We start from the raw sequence: 17,370 nt of genomic DNA, 5'->3' as shown, positions 1-17,370 counted from the left end.
CCGATGGGCTTCGTACATCGGCCCCCCCCAACAGCGCAGGTTCCTGCAAGCGCTGGCCCGACAGGGCGGAGCCACCCCAGGTATGCCCAGGCTCCGACCGCATACCGGCCCTACCCAAGGGCGGAGCCTTCTTCGTCTGTTTAATCTCATCCCTACTGCGCCACCTGGCGCACTGTCCTTTGCGGCAATTGCCTGTGCGCAACGTACAGGGTTCCCGCTGCATTTCTCATCCCACTCACTTCATAGGAGGACTCGCCCACGTTCGCATCACTTTCGTCATGTAGTACCTCCGTCCGGGCTTCCAGCAGGGAGCAAGACGGACGCCTCATTCGAGGCTCTGGTGTCTCCTGAACACCATGCCCTTGCCCTCACGGGATCTCGCCTCAGCGAGTTGGCACCAACACTAACCATTGAATTTCAGGACAACGCAGCGCGACGCTTTGCTTGGAGGCCAGCAAATGGACGACTTGACATACACCCTGCGGCAGCTATGCCAGCGCAATCGTGACGGCAGCCACAACACACAGGCCGACCGGATGCGTTCTCTCGCGCTGGCTGCGCGGCAACTGCGCGAGGCCGGTTTCCGGCAGATGAAGGCATCGTCGCTCAAGGGCAAGCATGTCCAGGCGCTGCTGGAACGCTGGCAAGGCGAAGGTTTATCGTCGGGCACCATCAAGAATCGGCTCTCTCACCTGCGCTGGTGGGCCGAAAAGATCGGCAAGGCCGGCATTCTGCCGGCGGACAACACGCAACTCGGGGTGGCCGAGCGCCGCTATGTGACCAACATCAGCAAGGCCCAGGAACTAGGCACAGGTCTTGAACAGATCACCGGTGTCCACGTGCGCATGAGCCTTCAGCTACAGGCTGCCTTCGGATTGCGTCGGGAGGGCGGCACGTTGTTCACGGCTTCTTCATAGGTGTAGGCAAACGTGGGAATGCCATCTTCGCAATGAAAAAGCTGGAAGGTGTTGTGGTCAATGATGTCGGTCGGCGTGGCCGTCAGGCCCAGCGTGATGGCTTTGAAGTAGTCCAGCACTTCGCCAAAGGTGTTGTAGATGGAGCGATGGCTTTCATCGACGACGATGAAATCGAAGAAGTGCGGCGACAGGTGCCCACTCGCTCTGTAACGCCCAGCCAAACCGTCTCTATGCTGTGACGCTGCCCTCCGCAGCACCTAGGTAGTCCGCCCAGTCCTGCAACAGCGTCCTTCTCTGATCCAGCAGCAACGCCTTGTTGTACGTCGCCCGCACCTTGTTGCTTTCCACGTGAGCAAGCTGCCGCTCAATTGCATCAGGCCGGTATCCGTTCTCATTGGCCCAGGTCGAAAAGGTCGTCCGCCAGCAATGCGGCGTCGTACCCCGGCCCAGGTTCATGTCGCGCATGGCGTAGGTGAGCCGATTGGGCGTGGTGAAGCCTTTTCCGCTCCTGTGCGGGAACAGATAGCATCCGCCACTCGTGATGTGCTGCAAGTCTTTCAGCACCGCTATGGCCTGCGTGGACAACGGGCTGACATGATCACGCCGCGCTTTCATCTTCGCCGCAGGTCGACGCCACAGCGCATCCTCAAAGTCGAACTCGTCCCACTCGGCATCCGCCGCTTCCCCTGGACGGCAGGCGGTCAGAGCAATCAACCTCAGGCACAGCGAAGTTTCCGGATAGCCCCGGTAACCGCGCAACTCCTGATAGAACTTCTGGATTTGCTCTCGCGTCATCGCCGCCTTGCTCTCGCTGAACGGCACGCGCAGCAGCCCACGCAGGCTGGGAATTGGATTGGCCTCGACCAGCCCCCGCACCACCGCGAATTCAAAGATGGCCGACAGGTCGCCCTTGACGTGGATGGCTGCCCACGCACCATGGGCCTTGCATTCCTCCAGCAGCGGGCGAATCTGCTTCACGCCAATGTCGCTCATCGGCATCCCGTCGAACTTCGGCGACAGGTACTTCCTGATGCGGGATTCTTTCGTGCGGTAGGAACTGAGCGCAAAGACTGGCTTGATCTCGGCCAGGTACGCCTGCGCCACCTTGGCGAACGAGCTTTCACGAGCGCGCTTGCGTTCCTCCAGCGCTTCGAGGTTGCGCTGCTTGACCTGCCGCCGCTCATGGGCAGGATGGATACCTTGCTTGACCAAGGCACGCGCTTTCTCTCGGGCCGCACGCGCCTCTGCGAGGCTTACCTGGGGAAAGCCGCCAATGGCAAAGAGGTTCTCCTTGCCTTGCAGGCGGTACTTCCACCGCCAGAGCTTGCCGCCGGTGGGCTTGACCAGCAGGAACAAGCCCCGCCATCTGATAATTTCCAATCTCGATCAGTCGATTTGGCCGACCTGACCTTGAGGTTGGTGAGTAGATTTTCGGGCATCGTTGGACTCCACTGCGGGGAGATGTACCCCCACGGTTGAACACGAGTACCCCCAACGCTACCCCCGAATTTTTCAGACCTCGATGAACAATAGGAACGCTCAGTAGACCGTATTGTTTACGCAACCCATTGATTTCAAATGGGCCAACCCATCCACCAAGCGCTACCGAGCGCCACCGAGATCCAGCAAAAATCGTCAGACGTTGAACAGGAAGTTCAGCACATCGCCATCCTTGACGATGTATTCCTTGCCTTCCGCCCGCATCTTGCCGGCTTCCTTCGCGCCTTGCTCGCCCTTGTAGGCGATGAAGTCATCAAAGCCGATGGTCTGTGCGCGGATGAAGCCACGCTCGAAGTCGGTGTGGATCACGCCGGCAGCCTGCGGCGCGGTGGCGCCGATCGGTACCGTCCAGGCGCGCACTTCCTTCACGCCGGCGGTGAAGTAGGTCTGCAGGCCAAGCAGGCGGAAACCGGCGCGGATCACGCGGTTCAGGCCCGGTTCGTCCATGCCCATGTCGGAGAGGAATTCCAGCTTGTCGGCGTCGTCCATGTCGGCGATTTCCGCCTCGATGGCTGCACAGACGGCCACGACCGGTGCGTTTTCCTTGTCAGCGTACGCACGCACGGCGTCCAGGTGCGGGTTGTTCTCGAAGCCGTCTTCCTTCACGTTGGCCACATACATGGCCGGTTTGGCAGTGATCAGGCACAGGGGCTTGAGCAGGGCCAGTTCATCCTCGCTGAGGTCCATGCCGCGTACCGGCTTCGCCTGGTTGAGCTGCTCCACGCAACGCTCGAGGACCGCGACCATGCGCGCCGCTTCCTTGTCGTTGCCAGACTTGGCGGCCTTGGCGTTGCGCTGCAGGGTTTTCTCCACCGTGCCGAGATCGGCCAGCGCGAGTTCGGTGTTGATCACTTCGATGTCCGACAGCGGGTCGATCTTGCCGGCGACGTGGATCACGTTCTCGTCGGCGAAGCAGCGCACCACGTGCGTGATGGCATCGGTTTCGCGGATGTTGGCGAGGAACTGGTTGCCCAGGCCTTCACCCTTCGAAGCGCCCGCGACCAGGCCCGCGATGTCGACGAACTCGACCACGGCCGGGACGATGCGCTCAGGCTTGACGATGCCCGCCAGGGCGTCGAGGCGCGGATCCGGCACTTCCACCACGCCGACGTTGGGTTCGATGGTGCAGAACGGATAGTTCTCGGCAGCAATGCCTGCCTTGGTCAGCGCATTGAAGAGGGTGGACTTGCCCACGTTGGGCAAGCCGACGATGCCACATTTCAGGCTCATGATCGGGACCGCAGAAAGACGAAACCGCTATTCTAGCGGACCGGACCCCGCCATGCCGCGCTGCCGCACCTTGAAGGCTATAATCGCCGCATGAATTCCCGCCCCCATACTTCCACCGGCGGCCCTGTTCAGGCCTCGGCTTTAGCCACTGCGCGTTTCCAGATCATCGTGGTCGGCGGCGGTATTGTCGGCAAGGCATGCGCGCTGCAGCTCGGCCAGCTCGGGCTGCGGGTGGCGCTGCTCGCACCGCCGGTGTTGCCGCGAAGCGGCGGGGCGCAACCGTGGCTGGCTCGGGGCGAAGCGTGGGATGCGCGCGTCTATGCGTTGTCTGCCAGCGCCCAGGCATTGCTCGAACAGTTGCGCGTGTGGCCGTCGCTCGATACCACGCGTTACCAGCCGGTGAGCGACATGCGTGTGTTTGGCGATGCCAGTGCCCAGCGCGGCGTTACCGACCACGGTGGCGACCTGCATTTCTCCGCCTATGGCGCGGCGGTACCGCAACTGGCCTGGATCGTCGAGTCCGGGCATATCGAGCAGACGCTCGACACCGCCCTGCGCTTCCAGTCGCATGTCACGACCTTCCCGCATCTTGGCCAGGCCTTGTCGCTGGGCCCGGAGCGGGCCATGCTGACGCTTGATGATGGCCGCATGCTGGAAGCGGAATGCGTGATCGGCGCGGACGGCGCCGGTTCGTGGGTCCGCAGCGCATGCGGGATCGGCGTGTCGGCGCGCCCTTACCGTCAGCTTGGCGTGGTTGCCAATTTTCGCGCCGAGCGCGCACATCAGAACACTGCCTGGCAGTGGTTCCTTGGTGCGGGCAAGGATGAGGCCTCGGCATCCGGCGAGATCCTGGCCTTGCTGCCGTTGCCGGACAACCATCTTTCCATGGTGTGGTCCGCCGGCGAGGCGCACGCCACGCAATTGCTGGCACTTGATGACGCCCAGCTGGCGCAGGCTGTGGAGCAGGCGGCGGCAGGCGCGGTGCGGGCCCGCTTCGGCGCGCTGCAGTGCGTCACGCGACCCAAGGGATTTCCGCTTACGCTGCAGCAGGCGGAGGTGACTGTAGCGCACCGGATGGTGCTGATCGGCGATGCCGCGCACGTGGTGCATCCGCTCGCGGGGCAGGGCGTCAACCTCGGCTTGCGCGATGTTGCGGAACTTGGCCGGGTATTTGCCGCCAAAGAAGCGTTCCGCGATCATGGCGATCTGCGGTTGTTGCGTCGCTATGCACGTGCGCGGAGCGAGGATGTGCTCGCCTTGACCGCCACCACCGATGGCCTGCAACGCCTGTTCGCCGCGCCCGGCCCGCTGGCCTACGGCATGCGCAATGCCGGCATGCGCCTGGTGAGCGCGGTCGCGCCGCTCAAACGTTTGCTCGTCGATCGGGCGCTGGGCTGATTGATGGGACTCGTCTCGATCTTAAAAGGAATGTTCATGTTTCAACGCAGTTTGCGTCGTGGCTTGATGGTGGCCGCCATGGCCAGCGCCTGTGTTCTCGGTCTGGGTGTTGCCTCGCATGCCAGTGCGGCCGATCCGACACCAGCGAAGCTGGCCGAATCGCTGCGCAAGGCGTTTGGCCAGGAGGTCGAGGTCAAGGCCGTCACCAAGACGCCGGTACCCGGACTGTACGAAGTCAATGTCGGCGCGCAGATCATCTACAGCGACGCGACTGGGCGCTATCTGTTCAATGGCGAACTGCTTGACGTGCAGGCCGGCACCAACCTGACCGAGGAACGCCTCTCGGACCTCAATCGCATCAAGTGGTCCGACCTGCCGCTGAAGCAGGCGGTGAAATGGGTCAAGGGCGACGGCAGCCGGCATATCGCCGTGTTCTCGGATCCCAACTGCGGCTACTGCAAGCGTTTGGAACAGACCTTCCAGGAGATGGATAACATCACGGTCCATACTTTCCTGTTCCCGATTCTCTCGCCGGATTCCACGCTCAAGTCGCGGCAGGTCTGGTGTGCCTCGGATCGCGTCAAAGTCTGGCGCGACTGGATGATCTCGCGTGTATCGCCCACCGGCGCCTCCAGCTGCAGCACGCCGCTGGACCGGAACCTGGCCCTCGGCAAGAAACTCGGCGTGAGCGGCACACCTGCCATCTTCTTCACTGATGGCACGCGCGTGCCCGGCGCTGCGGATGCAGCCACGCTCGAACGCAAGTTTGCATCGATCAAGAAGTAAGCGCAGAAGCGGGTAGTGAGGTTAGTTGCGAGGTCGGCGACCCATCGCCTCTCCCGGTCCGGCAATAGCGGAACAGCCAGGCGGGAGCGCTACAATACGCGCATGACGCCTATCCGTTACACCATCGAACCGAGCCATCCCGAAGCGCATTTGTTTACGGTGGCGCTCACCGTGGCCGAACCGGATCCGGCCGGCCAGCGCTTCGCCTTGCCGGCGTGGATTCCCGGCAGTTACATGATCCGGGAATTCGCACGGCATATCGTCTCGATCCGTGCCGCGGCGGATGGCAAGGCAGTACGGCTGCGCAAGCTCGACAAGCACACCTGGCAGGCGGCGCGCTGCAGCGGACCGCTCACGCTGACCTATGAGGTCTACGCCTGGGATCTGTCGGTGCGGGCGGCGCATCTCGATGCGACGCATGGGTTCTTCAACGGTACCTCGGTGTTCCTCTGCGTCGAAGGGCAAGAACATGCGCCGTGCCGCATCGATATCCGCCGACCGTACGGCACACGCTATCGCAGCTGGCGCGTCGCCACCGCATTGCGTGAAGCGACGGGGCGCGGCGGTGCCAAGCGTTATGGCTTCGGCGTGTACGAGGCGCGTGACTATGACGAGCTGATCGACCATCCGGTGGAAATGGGTGAGTTCGCCCTGGCCTCATTCGAAGCCGGGGGCGCGCAGCATGACGTGGTGTTCACGGGGGTGGTGCCTAATCTCGACCTCGAACGGATCTGCCGCGACCTGCGGCAGGTCTGCCAGACGCAGATGCGCCTGTTCGATCCGCGTCACGGCAAGGCGCCTTTCCTCGACATGTCGCAGCGCTATGTCTTCATGACCATGGTAACTACCGACGGTTACGGTGGCCTCGAGCATCGCGCCAGCACGGCGCTGATCTGTGCGCGCGGCGATCTGCCCGTGATCGGCAAGCCGGAAACGACGGACGGTTATCGTACCTTCCTCGGCTTGTGCAGCCACGAGTATTTCCACACCTGGAACGTCAAGCGCATCAAGCCCGCGGCATTCGTGCCGTATGCGCTCGCCGCCGAAACCTACACGCCATTGCTGTGGCTGTTCGAGGGCTTCACCAGCTACTACGACGACCTGACGCTGGTGCGCAGCGGCCTGATTACGCAAGAGCAGTATCTCGGGTTGCTGGCCAAGACCTGGAACGGTGTGTTGCGCGGCAGTGGCCGTCGCCGCCAGAGCGTCGCCGAGAGCTCCTTCGATGCGTGGACCAAGTACTACCGGCAGGATGAAAACGCACCGAATGCGATCGTCAGCTACTACGCCAAAGGTGCGCTGGTCGCTCTTGTGCTTGACCTGACGATCCGCAGCAAGACCGCCGGCAAGCGTTCGCTCGACGATGTCATGCGCGCCTTGTGGACGCGCTATGGGCAGGATTTCTATGCGCCGCAAGCGCAGCAGCGTGGCGTCACGCTGGACGACGTGCTGGCGCTGTTCGACGAGATCAGCGGCCTGTCGCTCGGACGGCTGATCCGCAGCCTGACGGAAGGGACCGGTGAGCTGTCACTCATGCCACTGCTCAAGACATTCGGTGTGAAGAGCGCGGATGCGCCAGCGGCGTTTGCGCCGCTGGGGGCCAAGGTCAGCGCCGAAGGACCGCTGCTGCGCGTACGCCAGGTTCTCGACGGCAGTCCGGCACAGCGTGCCGGGCTGGCAGCCGACGATATCCTGGTGGCGCTCGATGGCCTGCGCATTGCGGGTGATCAACTTGATCGCATGCTGGCCCGCTACCGGCCCGGGGATCTCGTCGAGATTCATTACTTCCGGCGCGACGTGCTTGGCGTGGCGGAGGTGCTGTTGCTGCCGGACCACAACACGGCCTACCGGCTCGCGCTCGCGCCTGGCCGGCATGCGCTGCGCCAGCACTGGCTCGGCGCCTGACCGCTCATCATGCAATACGCGCACGACGTCCGGTCGTTCGTCTTCAGCCACTATGCGTACCGTGGGGTGCGTACCGCCGCCGGCGTGATCGGCCTGGCCATGCTGGCCATGAACTTCACCGACATGCGTACCGCCATGGTGGTATCCATCGGTGCGCTGTGTACCGCACAGATGGACTTGCCCAGCCCCTTGCGGCACAAGTTCAACGAGATGCTGGCCAGCACCTTGCTTTGTACTGCCGTAACGCTGGTGGTGTCGCTCGCCTCCGGCATTCCGTGGTTGCTACCGATCCTGCTGGTGGCCATCAGCTTTTTCTCCGGCATGCTCACGGTCTACGGCAACAAGACCATGCCGCTGCAGTTCTCCATGCTGTTCATCATGGCGCTGACGCTGATGGGCGACTTTGCGTTTCGCAATGCCCTCACGCACGCGCTGCTGTTCGCTGCGGGCGGCTTCCTGTACATGGCCTATGCGCTGGCCGTCAGCTGGTTGCTGCGCCGGCGCACCAAAGAGCAGATCCTGGCGGAGTGCCTGTTCGAGCAGGCCCAGTACCTGGAGATCAAGGCCGGCTTCTATGACATGTCGGTCGATTTCGATGCGCAGTTCAACCAGCTGGTGCGGCAGCAGATCGTATTGGCGGAGCGCCAGCAGATGGCGCGTGACCTTGTGCTGCGCGACGTGCGCACGGCCGAGGACCGGCGCCTGCTGCAGATCCACCTGCGCATGCTGGATGTCTACGAGTACATCCTCTCGACCAACACCGATTACCAGACGCTGCGCAAGGAATTCGCCGGCACCGACATCCTGGATTTCCTCGGCCGTATGGTCCATCGGCTGCAGGAAGACATGGAAGATGTTGCCTACGCAGTGACGCGCAATCGCGCGTCTTACGCAACTACCGACTACGCGGCGGATATCCGCGCCATCGAAACAGAGTTGAGCGAGCTGGGTCACAGTCCGCACGGTATCTCGCAAACGGCGATGACGGCGCTGTCCGATACTTTCGAGATGATTCGCGGTGCGGTCGTGCTGATCGGCCAGCTGCATGCCGCGACGCGCGCCGAGGCGGATGCCGGCGCTGGCATGTCGATTGGCGAGATGACGGCCTTCGTGACGCGCCAGAAGTACGAATGGCGCTCCATCGTGCAGAACCTCACCTGGCGCTCGCCGGTCTTCCGTTTCGCCGTGCGCATTGCGCTGGCCGTCGCGGCCGGACTGGTGGTGATCGACCGGCTGCCCTATGCCGCGCATGGCTACTGGATTCTGGTCACCATCGTGGTGATTCTCAAGCCGACCTTCAGCATGACCAAGCAGCGCTGGGTCGACCGCGTGATCGGCACGGTGGTGGGGTGTATCGTTGCCGTCCTTATCCTGCGCTTCATCCACGATCCGCGCGTCCTGTTGGTGCTGCTGTTCATCTCGATGGCAGCCGGCGTGGCGTTCGTCACGATCAAGTACCGCTACACGGTGATGGCCACCTGCATCCAGATCCTGCTGCAGTTCAACCTGCTGATGCCGGACAGCAAGGCGCTGGTCAGCGAGCGCATCATTGATACGCTGGCGGGCGCATTGATTGCCAGCATCTTCAGTTTCGTGCTGCCCAACTGGGAGTATCGCAACCTGCCGCGGCTGGTCGAAAACGTGCTCGACACTAACCGGCGCTATATCCGTGCCACGCGCGACCTGCTGCTGGGCGTGTCGCCCAGCGACTTTCTATATCGCATCCACCGCAAGCAGTTCATGGATAGCCTGTCTGCGCTGATCTCGGCGTTCGGCCGCATGCTCGACGAGCCGAAGGGCCGGCAGCGCGCGGTGGACAACCTGAACCGCTTCATCGTGCAGAACTATCTGGTGGCGGCCCACGTGGCGGCCGTGCGCATTCTGCTGCTGCAGCGGATCCATCAGCTCGATCCGGTGACGGCGCGCCAAGGGGTGGAAACGGCTACCAATGCTGCCTACGACAGCTTGTGCCTGGCCAGCGAACGGCTGCGTGAAGGCAATGTGCCCGAGCAGACGGGCGTTGGCGTACAGATAGAGCAGGCGGAGCAGCGCATCGACACGCGCGAGCATGTGGCGGACTCCGCCGACCGGGCTGCCGTCCTGGGTTTGCCGGAAGCGGTGGCGGATGAGGCGGCACACCCCGATGCGGCGCATCTGCTCGATCGTCGCCTGCGGGCGCTGCGCGCCGATGCGGCCAAGATCGCACTGCGTACCGGCGGCATCGGCCGGGCCATGCGCAAGCGCGACGACTAAGCGCGACCTCTGAGCGCCACGAGCGAGAGCAACGATCGAGGTCGGTCGCGCCTCAGGATTTCACCTCAGCCCGTCGCGAGCCAGTCGATGACAGATTCGCCATGTCGGGCGAGCCACGCGTTGGCCTGCGCAAAATGTCCGCAACCGAGAAAGCCGCGATGCGCCGACAACGGCGATGGATGCGGCGCCTGCAGGATGAGATGCGTACCCGTCAACAGCGGTGCCTTGGCTTGCGCATGGCTACCCCAGAGCAGGAAGACCAGGTGTTCACGGCGCTGTGCCAGGGCATGCAGCAGATGGTCGGTGACCGCTTCCCATCCTTTCTTGGCGTGGCTGGCCGCGTGGCCCTGTTCCACGGTCAGCACCGTGTTCAGCAGCAGCACGCCTTGTCGCGCCCAGCCCTCGAGATTGCCGCTGTGCGGTGGGGGCTGGCCGGTCTCGGCGCTGATTTCCTTGTAGATGTTGCGCAGGCTTGGCGGAATGCGCACGCCGCGCGGTACCGAGAAGGCCAGGCCATGCGCTTGCGGCACGGCTGTGCCATCGACCTGTTCGACGCCATGGTAGGGGTCCTGGCCGAGAATCACCACGCGCACGCTCTCCAGCGGTGTGAGATGCAGGGCATGGAATACGTCGTGCGGGAAAACCGGCTTGCCGGTTGCACGGGCATCGTCGACGAACTGCGCGAGGCGCTGCCAGTTCGCAGTTCCCCAGACTGGCTCGAGCAGCGCATGCCAGTCGCGCGGCAGACGTGCCGCCTGTGCGGCGAGCGGTTCATCAAGTACGGCCGACGGTGCAGGAGCATCGAACAGCGAACCTTGTGTCATGAGCGCTGGTATTCCAGATAGAGTTGATAGCCGCGCTCGGCCTTGCTGGCGTCGCTGGGCACAAAAGGGCCGACGACATCGAGCCGGGCCGCCAGGGCACGCAGGCCTGCTACGGCAGTTGCCGTCGGATCTGCATCAGGATTGTCACTTGCACTCAGCCATTCAAGCTCCAGCTCACGGATGGGCAGCGATGCATGCTCTGCGCGCTCCATCAGCGTAACAGCGCCCTCGTCGAAGGCAATCTCGACCGTGCCGCCTTGCACGGGGACGCGCCAGGTGTGACGGAGGAAATCGGTGCGAAAGATAGGTAGCGGTGTGGTTACGAGTGGCTGAAGAACCGCCTGCGCTGCCGGCGGGAAGCGATCTGGTTCAAGGGCTGCGGCGGCAATGCCGCACTCCCATTCGTTGCGCATGACCAGACCGTCGACGCTGCGCCCGGCAGTTTTCAGGGTTTGGACCCAGTGGGCGCTGCCGTCACGACTGACTTCGCGCAGCCGGAGCGCCGTGCGCTGCCGGTGCAGTGCAAGGTCGGGCGTGTCGAGATAGATGTTGCGCAGCGTCTGCTGCACGGCCGGACCGGCTTCATGTTCGAGCCATGCCAGCAGTGGCGCGACCTGCTCGGTGGCCACCGCAAGCTTCAGCTCGATTTCGGCGCTCATGCGCGGAACAGTCGTGCGAGTTCGGCGCCCGGATCGTCGGCGCGCATGAAGGCTTCGCCAACCAGGAAGGCATTGACGCCCGCGCCGCGCATCTTCGCCACGTCGGCCGGCGTATGGATGCCGGACTCGGTGACCACGACGCGATCCTGCGGAATCGCGCCGAGGAAACCCAGGGTGGTGTCCAGCGACGTTTCGAAGGTGCGCAGGTTGCGGTTGTTGACGCCAAGCAGCGGCGTCTTCAGGCGCAGGGCCGCATCGAGTTCCTGGCCGTCGTGGATTTCCACGAGCACATCCATGCCAAGTTCCAACGCACAGGCTTCCATCTCGGCCATCAGGCCATGGTCCAGTGCGGCCACGATCAGCAGGATCGCGTCGGCACCCCAGCAGCGTGCTTCATAAACCTGGTACAGGTCCACCAGGAAATCCTTACGCAGCGCCGGCAGCACGCAGGCGGCGCGGGCCGCCTGCAGATAATCGGGATGGCCCTGAAAGAACGGCTGGTCGGTCAGCACCGAAAGGCAGGCTGCGCCATGCTCGGCGTAGCTGGCGGCAATCTCGGCGGGGCGGAAGTCGGCGCGCAGCAGTCCTTTCGACGGGGAGGCTTTCTTGATCTCGGCGATCACGGCTGCATCGCCGCGCGCGATGCGGTCACGCATGGCATTGGCGAAACCGCGCGGACCCAGCACCGCATCGCTGCGGCTGGCTTCGGCATCGTTACGGAGGCTGGCCAGGCTGCGCTGCTTTTGCGCGGCAGCCACTTCGTCGCGCTTGACGCTCAGGATTTTTTCGAGAATGTCGGACATGGCAATCAGCCCTGGAGACGTTGGGTGGCCTGGACGAACTGCTCCAGCTTGGCACGTGCCGCGCCGCTGGCGATCGCCTCGCGTGCGCGGGCGATGCCGTTCTCGATCGAGCTGGCGATGCCGGCGGTGTACAGGGCGGTACCCGCATTCAGGCAGACAATCTCGCGCGGCGTGCCCGGCACGTTGTCGAGCGCCTGGAAGACCATGGCCTTCGATTCCTCGACACCGCTGACGCGCAGGCTGCGATTGGAAATCATCTGCAGGCCGAAATCTTCCGGATGAATCTCGTATTCGCGGATCTTGCCGTCGCGCAATTCGCCGACCATGGTGGCCGCGCCCATCGACACCTCGTCCATGCCATCCTTGCCGTACACCACCGTGGCGCGCGTGGCGCCCAGGCGTTGCAGTACGCGCACCTGGATGCCGACGAGGTCCGGATGGAACACGCCCATCAGGATGTTTGGTGCGCCGGCCGGGTTGGTCAGCGGGCCGAGAATGTTGAAGATGGTACGCACGCCCATCTCGCGGCGGACCGGAGCAACATTCTTCATGGCCGGGTGATGATTGGGCGCGAACATGAAGCCGACGCCGGTTTCCGTGATACAGGTCGCGACCTGCTCTGGCGTAAGGGTCAGGCTTGCGCCGAGCGCCTCGATCAGGTCGGCACTGCCCGACTTCGAACTGACGCTGCGGCCGCCATGCTTGGCGACCTTGCCGCCTGCCGCGGCCACGACGAAGATCGAGGCCGTGGAGATATTGAAGGTATGCGAGCCGTCCCCGCCCGTGCCGACCACGTCGATGAAATTCGAGTTGTCGGCGACTTCCACCTTGGTCGCGAACTCACGCATGACTTGCGCGGCGGCGGTGATCTCGCCGATGGTTTCCTTCTTCACGCGCAGGCCGGTGATGATGGCGGCGGTCATGGTGGGCGACAGCTCGCCCTGCATGATCATGCGCATCAGGTGCAGCATTTCGTCGTGAAAGATCTCGCGGTGTTCGATACAGCGCGTCAGCGCTTCCTGTGGCGTGATCATCAGCGGGCTCCCAGCAAAAAGTTCTTCAACAGCGCATGGCCGTGTTCGGACAGGATCGATTCGGGGTGGAACTGCACGCCCTCGATCGCCAGCGTCTTGTGGCGCACGCCCATGATCTCGCCGTCTTCGGTCCAGGCGGTGATCTCGAGGCAGTCGGGTAGCGACTCGCGCTCGATGGCCAGCGAGTGGTAGCGCGTCACGCTGAAGCGCTTGGGCAGATCCTTGAACACCCCAACACCAGTAGTCTCGATGTCGCTGACCTTGCCGTGCATCACCTGCTTGGCGCGGATCACCTTGCCGCCAAAGGCTTCACCGATGGCCTGGTGGCCGAGACACACGCCGAGCATCGGGATCTTGCCGGCGAAAGTCTTGAGCGTATCTACCGAGACCCCGGCTTCGCGCGGCGTGCAGGGGCCGGGCGAGATGCAGATGCGGGCCGGCGCGAGGGCGGCGATTTCGTCGAGCGTGATTTCGTCGTTGCGGAACACGCGCACATTCTCACCGAGCTCGCCGAAGTACTGCACGAGGTTGTAGGTGAAGGAATCATAGTTGTCGATCATCAAAAGCATGGCTGTGTTCCTCAGAGATCCGCGTCCAGGCCGTCCTGTACCTGTTCCGCCGCGCGGATCACCGCGCGGGCCTTGGCTTCGGTTTCCTTCCATTCCGACTCAGGATTGGAGTCGGCCACGATGCCGGCCGCGGCCTGCACATACAGGTTGCCGTCCTTGATCACGCCGGTACGGATGGCGATGGCCATGTCCATCTCGCCGCCGAACGACAGATAACCGACTGCGCCGCCGTAGATGCCGCGCTTGACCGGTTCGAGTTCGTCAATGATTTCCATGGCGCGCACCTTGGGCGCGCCGGACAGCGTGCCGGCCGGAAAGGTGGCGCGCAGCACGTCAAGATTGGTCATGCCGGGACGCAGTTCGCCTTCGACCGAGCTGACGATGTGCTGCACATGCGAGTATTTTTCGATCACCATCTGGTCGGTCACCTTGACGCTGCCGGTTTCGACGATGCGGCCGATATCGTTGCGCGCCAGGTCGATCAGCATGACGTGCTCGGCGATCTCCTTGGGATCGTTGAGCAGCTCGGTGGCCAGCTCGGCATCGCGTTCGGGCGTGTTGCCGCGCGGGCGCGTGCCGGCCAGGGGGCGGATGGTGACGATGCGCTTCGACTCACCATTGGCCTTGCGCTCTTCCTGGCGCACCAGGATTTCCGGCGAGGAACCGACGATCTGGAAGTCGCCGAAGTTGTAGAAATACATATAGGGCGACGGATTGACCGAGCGCAGCGAGCGGTACAGCGACAGCGGCGCATCGCGGAACGGCTTGGTCAGGCGCTGGCCGATCTGTACCTGCATCATGTCGCCGGCCATGATGTATTCCTTGGCCTTGTGGACGGCGGCGAGGTAGTCGGCCTTGTCGAACTCGCGGAACACATCGGTCTGCATCGAAGCGCTCGTGACCGGCGCATCCACGGGCTGGTGCAGCTTGGCGCGCAGCTCGCGCAGGCGCTGGCGCGCGCGCGAATAGGCTTCCGGCTGGCTCGGGTCGGCGTAGACGATCAGATAGAGCTTGCCGGAGAGGTTGTCGATGACGGCCAGCTCCTCGCACAGCAGCAACTGGATGTCGGGCAGGCCGAGGTCGTCCTTCTTCTGCGTATGTGCCAGCTTCTTCTCGATATAGCGCACCGCGTCGTAGCTGAAATAGCCTGCCAGGCCGCCGCAAAAGCGCGGCAGGCCGGGGCGCAGCGCCACCTTGAAGCGCTGTTCGAATGTAGCGATGAAGTCGAGCGGGTTGCCCGTATTGGTCTCCACCACGGCGCCGTCGGTCACTACTTCGGTGCGCTGGCCGCTGGCGCGCAGCAGGGTACGCGCATGCAGGCCGATGAAGGAATAGCGGCCGAAGCGTTCGCCGCCGACCACCGATTCCAGCAGGAACGTGTTGACGCCCCGGTTTGTCGACTGGGCCAGCTTGAGGTACAGCGACAGTGGCGTTTCCAGGTCGGCCAGCGCTTCCGCAATTAGCGGAATACGGTTGTAGCCCTGGTCTGCCAGGGATTTGAATTCGATCTCGGTCATAGCGATCCTTGTTGGCACGGTCCGCGGTCTGGGAATGCGGATCGCACGGTGCAACCTGCGCGCTCGTTCGGCGCCCGGCTGCTTGCATGGCATGGCGGGTCAGGTGCCTGGACAGTCAGGCGTCCACCCGGACTCGCTTCGACATGCCCCCGGATTGTAGCCGGAAGGCGCGCGAAGTCAGGGCGTGGAGGTGTTTGACGGGTATCTGGCGGCAGTCCGTTCAGTGGGCTGCCATCCGGAAATGCACCGGGAAGGGCTGGAGTCGGAACCGTGCAAACGCATTCACGCCGGGGCGAAGGCGTGCCAGTGCCGCCAGGGCCAAGCCCCCCGGTCACTGCCAGAAAAGATGCGTTTGCGGTTGAGAAACATGGGCGTCGTTGAAGCGAATGATGTGCGTGGCCAATGCGTCAGGCCACGCTGCCGACCTGCTGGACCGGTGCCGCGCCAATCCATTGCGCGGCTTCGAGCAGCGAGGAAACTATACCATCCGAATCGACGGACTGTATAGCTTGCCCGTGGTTGTAGCCATACGGCACTGTCAGCACACGCATGCCGGCGGCGCGGGCGGCCTTGGCATCGTTCTCGGAATCGCCGATGGCCACGAAACGCTCCGGGGCGATATTGAACACGGTGGCAACCTGCAGCATCGGGTACGGATCGGGCTTGCGGTAGGGGAACGTGTCGCCGCAGTACACCAGCTCGAAGAAATGGGCGAGCCCCGTTTTCTCCAGCAGGGGGACGGTGAAGTCGTGTGGCTTGTTGGTCACGCACGCCAGGCGCAGGCCAGCCGCCTTGAGGGCTTCCAGACCTTCGCGGACCTCCGGGTACATCGTCACGTGCTGACCGTTCACGGCAATATAGTGGCGGTTGTACAGCGCCAGTGCCTCGGCGAACAGGCTGTTGGCGGCGGCAGGCGGAACGCTCACATCCAGCACGCGCCGCATGAGGTTTTCCGACCCCTTGCCGACAAAGCTGATGATCTGTTCGCGTGATAGTGGTGCGCAGTCCAGGTCGTGCCGCTGCGCCAGTTCGGCCAGCATGGTGTTGACCGCGACATGGAAGTCGCCAGCGGTATCGAGCATGGTGCCGTCGAGGTCGATGATGCAGGCCTCGACGCCGGGCAGGCGGGGCGCGCTCATACGGCCGCCAGCGCCTGGCGCAGCGCTCCGATGATGCCCTTGTAGCCGCCATCGGCATCGGGTTTGCCGAACACGGCGGAGCCGGCGACGAAGGTGTCCGCGCCTGCGGCGGCGATCTCGGCAATATTGTCGACCTTTACGCCGCCATCGACTTCCAGCAGGATCTCCCGGCCGGTACGGGCGGTGTAGGCATCGATGCGGGCCCGGGCGTCGCGCAGCTTGTTGAGTGTTTCCGGAATGAACGATTGGCCGCCGAAGCCTGGGTTGACCGACATCAGCAGGATCACGTCGATGCGGTCCATGACATGATCGAGATAATGCAGCGGCGTGGCCGGATTGAAGACCAGTCCGGCCTGGCAGCCGTGGTCGCGGATCAGCGCCAGCGAGCGGTCGATGTGGTCGGAGGCTTCCGGATGGAAGGTAATGATATTGGCACCGGCCTTGGCGAAGTCGGGGATGATGCGATCTACCGGGCGAACCATTAGGTGCACGTCGATGGGCGCGGTGACGTGCGGGCGGATCGCTTCGCACACCAGGGGTCCGATCGTCAGGTTGGGCACATAGTGGTTATCCATCACATCGAAGTGGATCCAGTCTGCGCCCGCTTCGGTCACGCGGCGAACTTCCTCGCCCAGGCGGGCAAAGTCGGCGGACAGGATCGAGGGGGCGATGCGGTAGGTAGGGGTTGTCATCTCGTCAGGCAGGGGAATGGCGCGGCGCCGTAAAAGTGCGATTTTACCCCGGCTGGCCGTGCGGATGGGCGGGGCGTGGTGCGCGCGGAACATCCCTCCCGCGTCCGGACCGTGTCGCGTTTCCGCGTGGCCGCCCGGCGGGCG

15 protein-coding genes and 1 pseudogene are annotated in these 17,370 nt (G+C 63.6%); 5 read left to right on the top strand and 11 right to left on the bottom strand.

Translation table 11 applies throughout. The features are described 5' to 3' along the window. Positions 1 to 458: 458 nt before the first annotated feature. A pseudogene (locus ACQ3C8_RS12650) lies at positions 459 to 902 on the top strand (phage integrase N-terminal domain-containing protein); the annotation flags it as partial. Here the strand turns inward: ACQ3C8_RS12650 and ACQ3C8_RS12645 are convergent. The 3 genes from ACQ3C8_RS12645 to ychF form a co-directional block, all read right to left on the bottom strand. Beyond that, positions 854 to 1,174, bottom strand: coding sequence for a DEAD/DEAH box helicase family protein (locus ACQ3C8_RS12645; RefSeq protein ID WP_428851762.1), 321 nt, complete (start codon positions 1,172 to 1,174; stop codon positions 854 to 856). The pseudogene ACQ3C8_RS12650 and the gene ACQ3C8_RS12645 overlap by 49 nt on opposite strands. Then, positions 1,146 to 2,273, bottom strand: a complete 1,128-nt coding sequence (locus ACQ3C8_RS12640; RefSeq protein ID WP_428851761.1) for a tyrosine-type recombinase/integrase — start codon at positions 2,271 to 2,273, stop codon at positions 1,146 to 1,148. The genes ACQ3C8_RS12645 and ACQ3C8_RS12640 overlap by 29 nt, the downstream gene beginning before the upstream one ends. Before the next feature lie 279 nt (positions 2,274 to 2,552). Continuing rightward, entirely contained in the window at positions 2,553 to 3,647 is a 1,095-nt protein-coding gene (gene ychF / locus ACQ3C8_RS12635; protein ID WP_428851760.1) for a redox-regulated ATPase YchF, read from the bottom strand. A 90-nt stretch (positions 3,648 to 3,737) separates the two neighbouring features. Here ychF and ACQ3C8_RS12630 point away from each other — a divergent pair, with 90 nt between their 5' ends. The 4 genes from ACQ3C8_RS12630 (at position 3,738) to ACQ3C8_RS12615 (ending at position 9,989) form a co-directional block, all read left to right on the top strand. Next, a complete protein-coding gene (locus ACQ3C8_RS12630) occupies positions 3,738 to 5,045 on the top strand; it encodes a UbiH/UbiF family hydroxylase (RefSeq protein ID WP_428851759.1) in 1,308 nt (435 codons plus the stop codon). Between the two features lie 30 nt (positions 5,046 to 5,075). Next, positions 5,076 to 5,831: a DsbC family protein gene (locus ACQ3C8_RS12625; protein WP_037030718.1), complete on the top strand. Its 756-nt coding sequence runs from the start codon at positions 5,076 to 5,078 to the stop codon at positions 5,829 to 5,831. A gap of 102 nt (positions 5,832 to 5,933) precedes the next feature. After that, on the top strand, positions 5,934 to 7,736 hold the full coding sequence (locus tag ACQ3C8_RS12620) for a M61 family metallopeptidase (protein ID WP_428851758.1): 1,803 nt from the start codon (positions 5,934 to 5,936) through the stop codon (positions 7,734 to 7,736). A 9-nt stretch (positions 7,737 to 7,745) separates the two neighbouring features. Further along, positions 7,746 to 9,989, top strand: coding sequence for an FUSC family protein (locus ACQ3C8_RS12615; RefSeq protein WP_428851757.1), 2,244 nt, complete (start codon positions 7,746 to 7,748; stop codon positions 9,987 to 9,989). Positions 9,990 to 10,054: 65 nt separating this feature from the next. Here ACQ3C8_RS12615 and ACQ3C8_RS12610 read toward each other — a convergent pair whose 3' ends face one another. The 8 genes from ACQ3C8_RS12610 to rpe all read right to left on the bottom strand — a co-directional run bounded on the left by ACQ3C8_RS12610 (position 10,055) and on the right by rpe (position 17,226). Continuing rightward, complete coding sequence (locus ACQ3C8_RS12610) at positions 10,055 to 10,813, bottom strand: uracil-DNA glycosylase (RefSeq protein ID WP_428851756.1); 759 nt, start codon at positions 10,811 to 10,813, stop codon at positions 10,055 to 10,057. Next, the gene (locus tag ACQ3C8_RS12605; RefSeq protein WP_428851755.1) at positions 10,810 to 11,472 is read right to left on the bottom strand and encodes a CYTH domain-containing protein; all 663 of its coding nucleotides are present in this window, start codon (positions 11,470 to 11,472) and stop codon (positions 10,810 to 10,812) included. The genes ACQ3C8_RS12610 and ACQ3C8_RS12605 overlap by 4 nt, the downstream gene beginning before the upstream one ends. After that, positions 11,469 to 12,275: an indole-3-glycerol phosphate synthase TrpC gene (trpC, locus tag ACQ3C8_RS12600; protein ID WP_428851754.1), complete on the bottom strand. Its 807-nt coding sequence runs from the start codon at positions 12,273 to 12,275 to the stop codon at positions 11,469 to 11,471. Before trpC ends, ACQ3C8_RS12605 begins: the two co-directional genes overlap by 4 nt. Before the next feature lie 5 nt (positions 12,276 to 12,280). After that, complete coding sequence (gene trpD / locus ACQ3C8_RS12595) at positions 12,281 to 13,312, bottom strand: anthranilate phosphoribosyltransferase (RefSeq protein ID WP_037030734.1); 1,032 nt, start codon at positions 13,310 to 13,312, stop codon at positions 12,281 to 12,283. Further along, entirely contained in the window at positions 13,309 to 13,878 is a 570-nt protein-coding gene (locus tag ACQ3C8_RS12590) for an aminodeoxychorismate/anthranilate synthase component II (RefSeq protein ID WP_428851753.1), read from the bottom strand. Before ACQ3C8_RS12590 ends, trpD begins: the two co-directional genes overlap by 4 nt. 11 nt (positions 13,879 to 13,889) lie before the next feature. Beyond that, positions 13,890 to 15,395 (bottom strand): anthranilate synthase component I, encoded by a 1,506-nt coding sequence (gene trpE / locus ACQ3C8_RS12585; RefSeq protein WP_428851752.1) that lies wholly within the window; start codon positions 15,393 to 15,395, stop codon positions 13,890 to 13,892. Between the two features lie 407 nt (positions 15,396 to 15,802). Continuing rightward, positions 15,803 to 16,534 carry a phosphoglycolate phosphatase gene (locus ACQ3C8_RS12580; RefSeq protein ID WP_009523619.1) on the bottom strand — a complete coding sequence of 244 codons (732 nt, stop codon included), beginning with the start codon at positions 16,532 to 16,534 and terminating at the stop codon, positions 15,803 to 15,805. Then, entirely contained in the window at positions 16,531 to 17,226 is a 696-nt protein-coding gene (rpe, locus tag ACQ3C8_RS12575; protein WP_428851751.1) for a ribulose-phosphate 3-epimerase, read from the bottom strand. The genes ACQ3C8_RS12580 and rpe overlap by 4 nt, the downstream gene beginning before the upstream one ends. Between the last annotated feature and the right edge of the window lie 144 nt (positions 17,227 to 17,370).

The organism is Imbroritus primus, assembly GCF_964332355.1.
GTDB classification, from domain to species: domain Bacteria; phylum Pseudomonadota; class Gammaproteobacteria; order Burkholderiales; family Burkholderiaceae; genus Imbroritus; species Imbroritus primus.
Note: the sequence above shows the minus strand (reverse complement) of the source record. Positions and strands in the feature narration are given on the sequence as shown.

What these genes read in the sequence shown, in the direction of transcription:
- ychF (WP_428851760.1), bottom strand. Translation starts at nt 3,647, where the DNA reads ATGAGCCTGAAATGTGGCATCGTCGGCTTGCCCAACGTGGGCAAGTCC.
- ACQ3C8_RS12630 (WP_428851759.1), top strand. Translation starts at nt 3,738, where the DNA reads ATGAATTCCCGCCCCCATACTTCCACCGGCGGCCCTGTTCAGGCCTCG.
- ACQ3C8_RS12625 (WP_037030718.1), top strand. Translation starts at nt 5,076, where the DNA reads ATGTTCATGTTTCAACGCAGTTTGCGTCGTGGCTTGATGGTGGCCGCC.
- ACQ3C8_RS12620 (WP_428851758.1), top strand. Translation starts at nt 5,934, where the DNA reads ATGACGCCTATCCGTTACACCATCGAACCGAGCCATCCCGAAGCGCAT.
- ACQ3C8_RS12615 (WP_428851757.1), top strand. Translation starts at nt 7,746, where the DNA reads ATGCAATACGCGCACGACGTCCGGTCGTTCGTCTTCAGCCACTATGCG.
- ACQ3C8_RS12610 (WP_428851756.1), bottom strand. Translation starts at nt 10,813, where the DNA reads ATGACACAAGGTTCGCTGTTCGATGCTCCTGCACCGTCGGCCGTACTT.
- ACQ3C8_RS12605 (WP_428851755.1), bottom strand. Translation starts at nt 11,472, where the DNA reads ATGAGCGCCGAAATCGAGCTGAAGCTTGCGGTGGCCACCGAGCAGGTC.
- trpC (WP_428851754.1), bottom strand. Translation starts at nt 12,275, where the DNA reads ATGTCCGACATTCTCGAAAAAATCCTGAGCGTCAAGCGCGACGAAGTG.
- ACQ3C8_RS12590 (WP_428851753.1), bottom strand. Translation starts at nt 13,878, where the DNA reads ATGCTTTTGATGATCGACAACTATGATTCCTTCACCTACAACCTCGTG.
- trpE (WP_428851752.1), bottom strand. Translation starts at nt 15,395, where the DNA reads ATGACCGAGATCGAATTCAAATCCCTGGCAGACCAGGGCTACAACCGT.
- ACQ3C8_RS12580 (WP_009523619.1), bottom strand. Translation starts at nt 16,534, where the DNA reads ATGAGCGCGCCCCGCCTGCCCGGCGTCGAGGCCTGCATCATCGACCTC.
- rpe (WP_428851751.1), bottom strand. Translation starts at nt 17,226, where the DNA reads ATGACAACCCCTACCTACCGCATCGCCCCCTCGATCCTGTCCGCCGAC.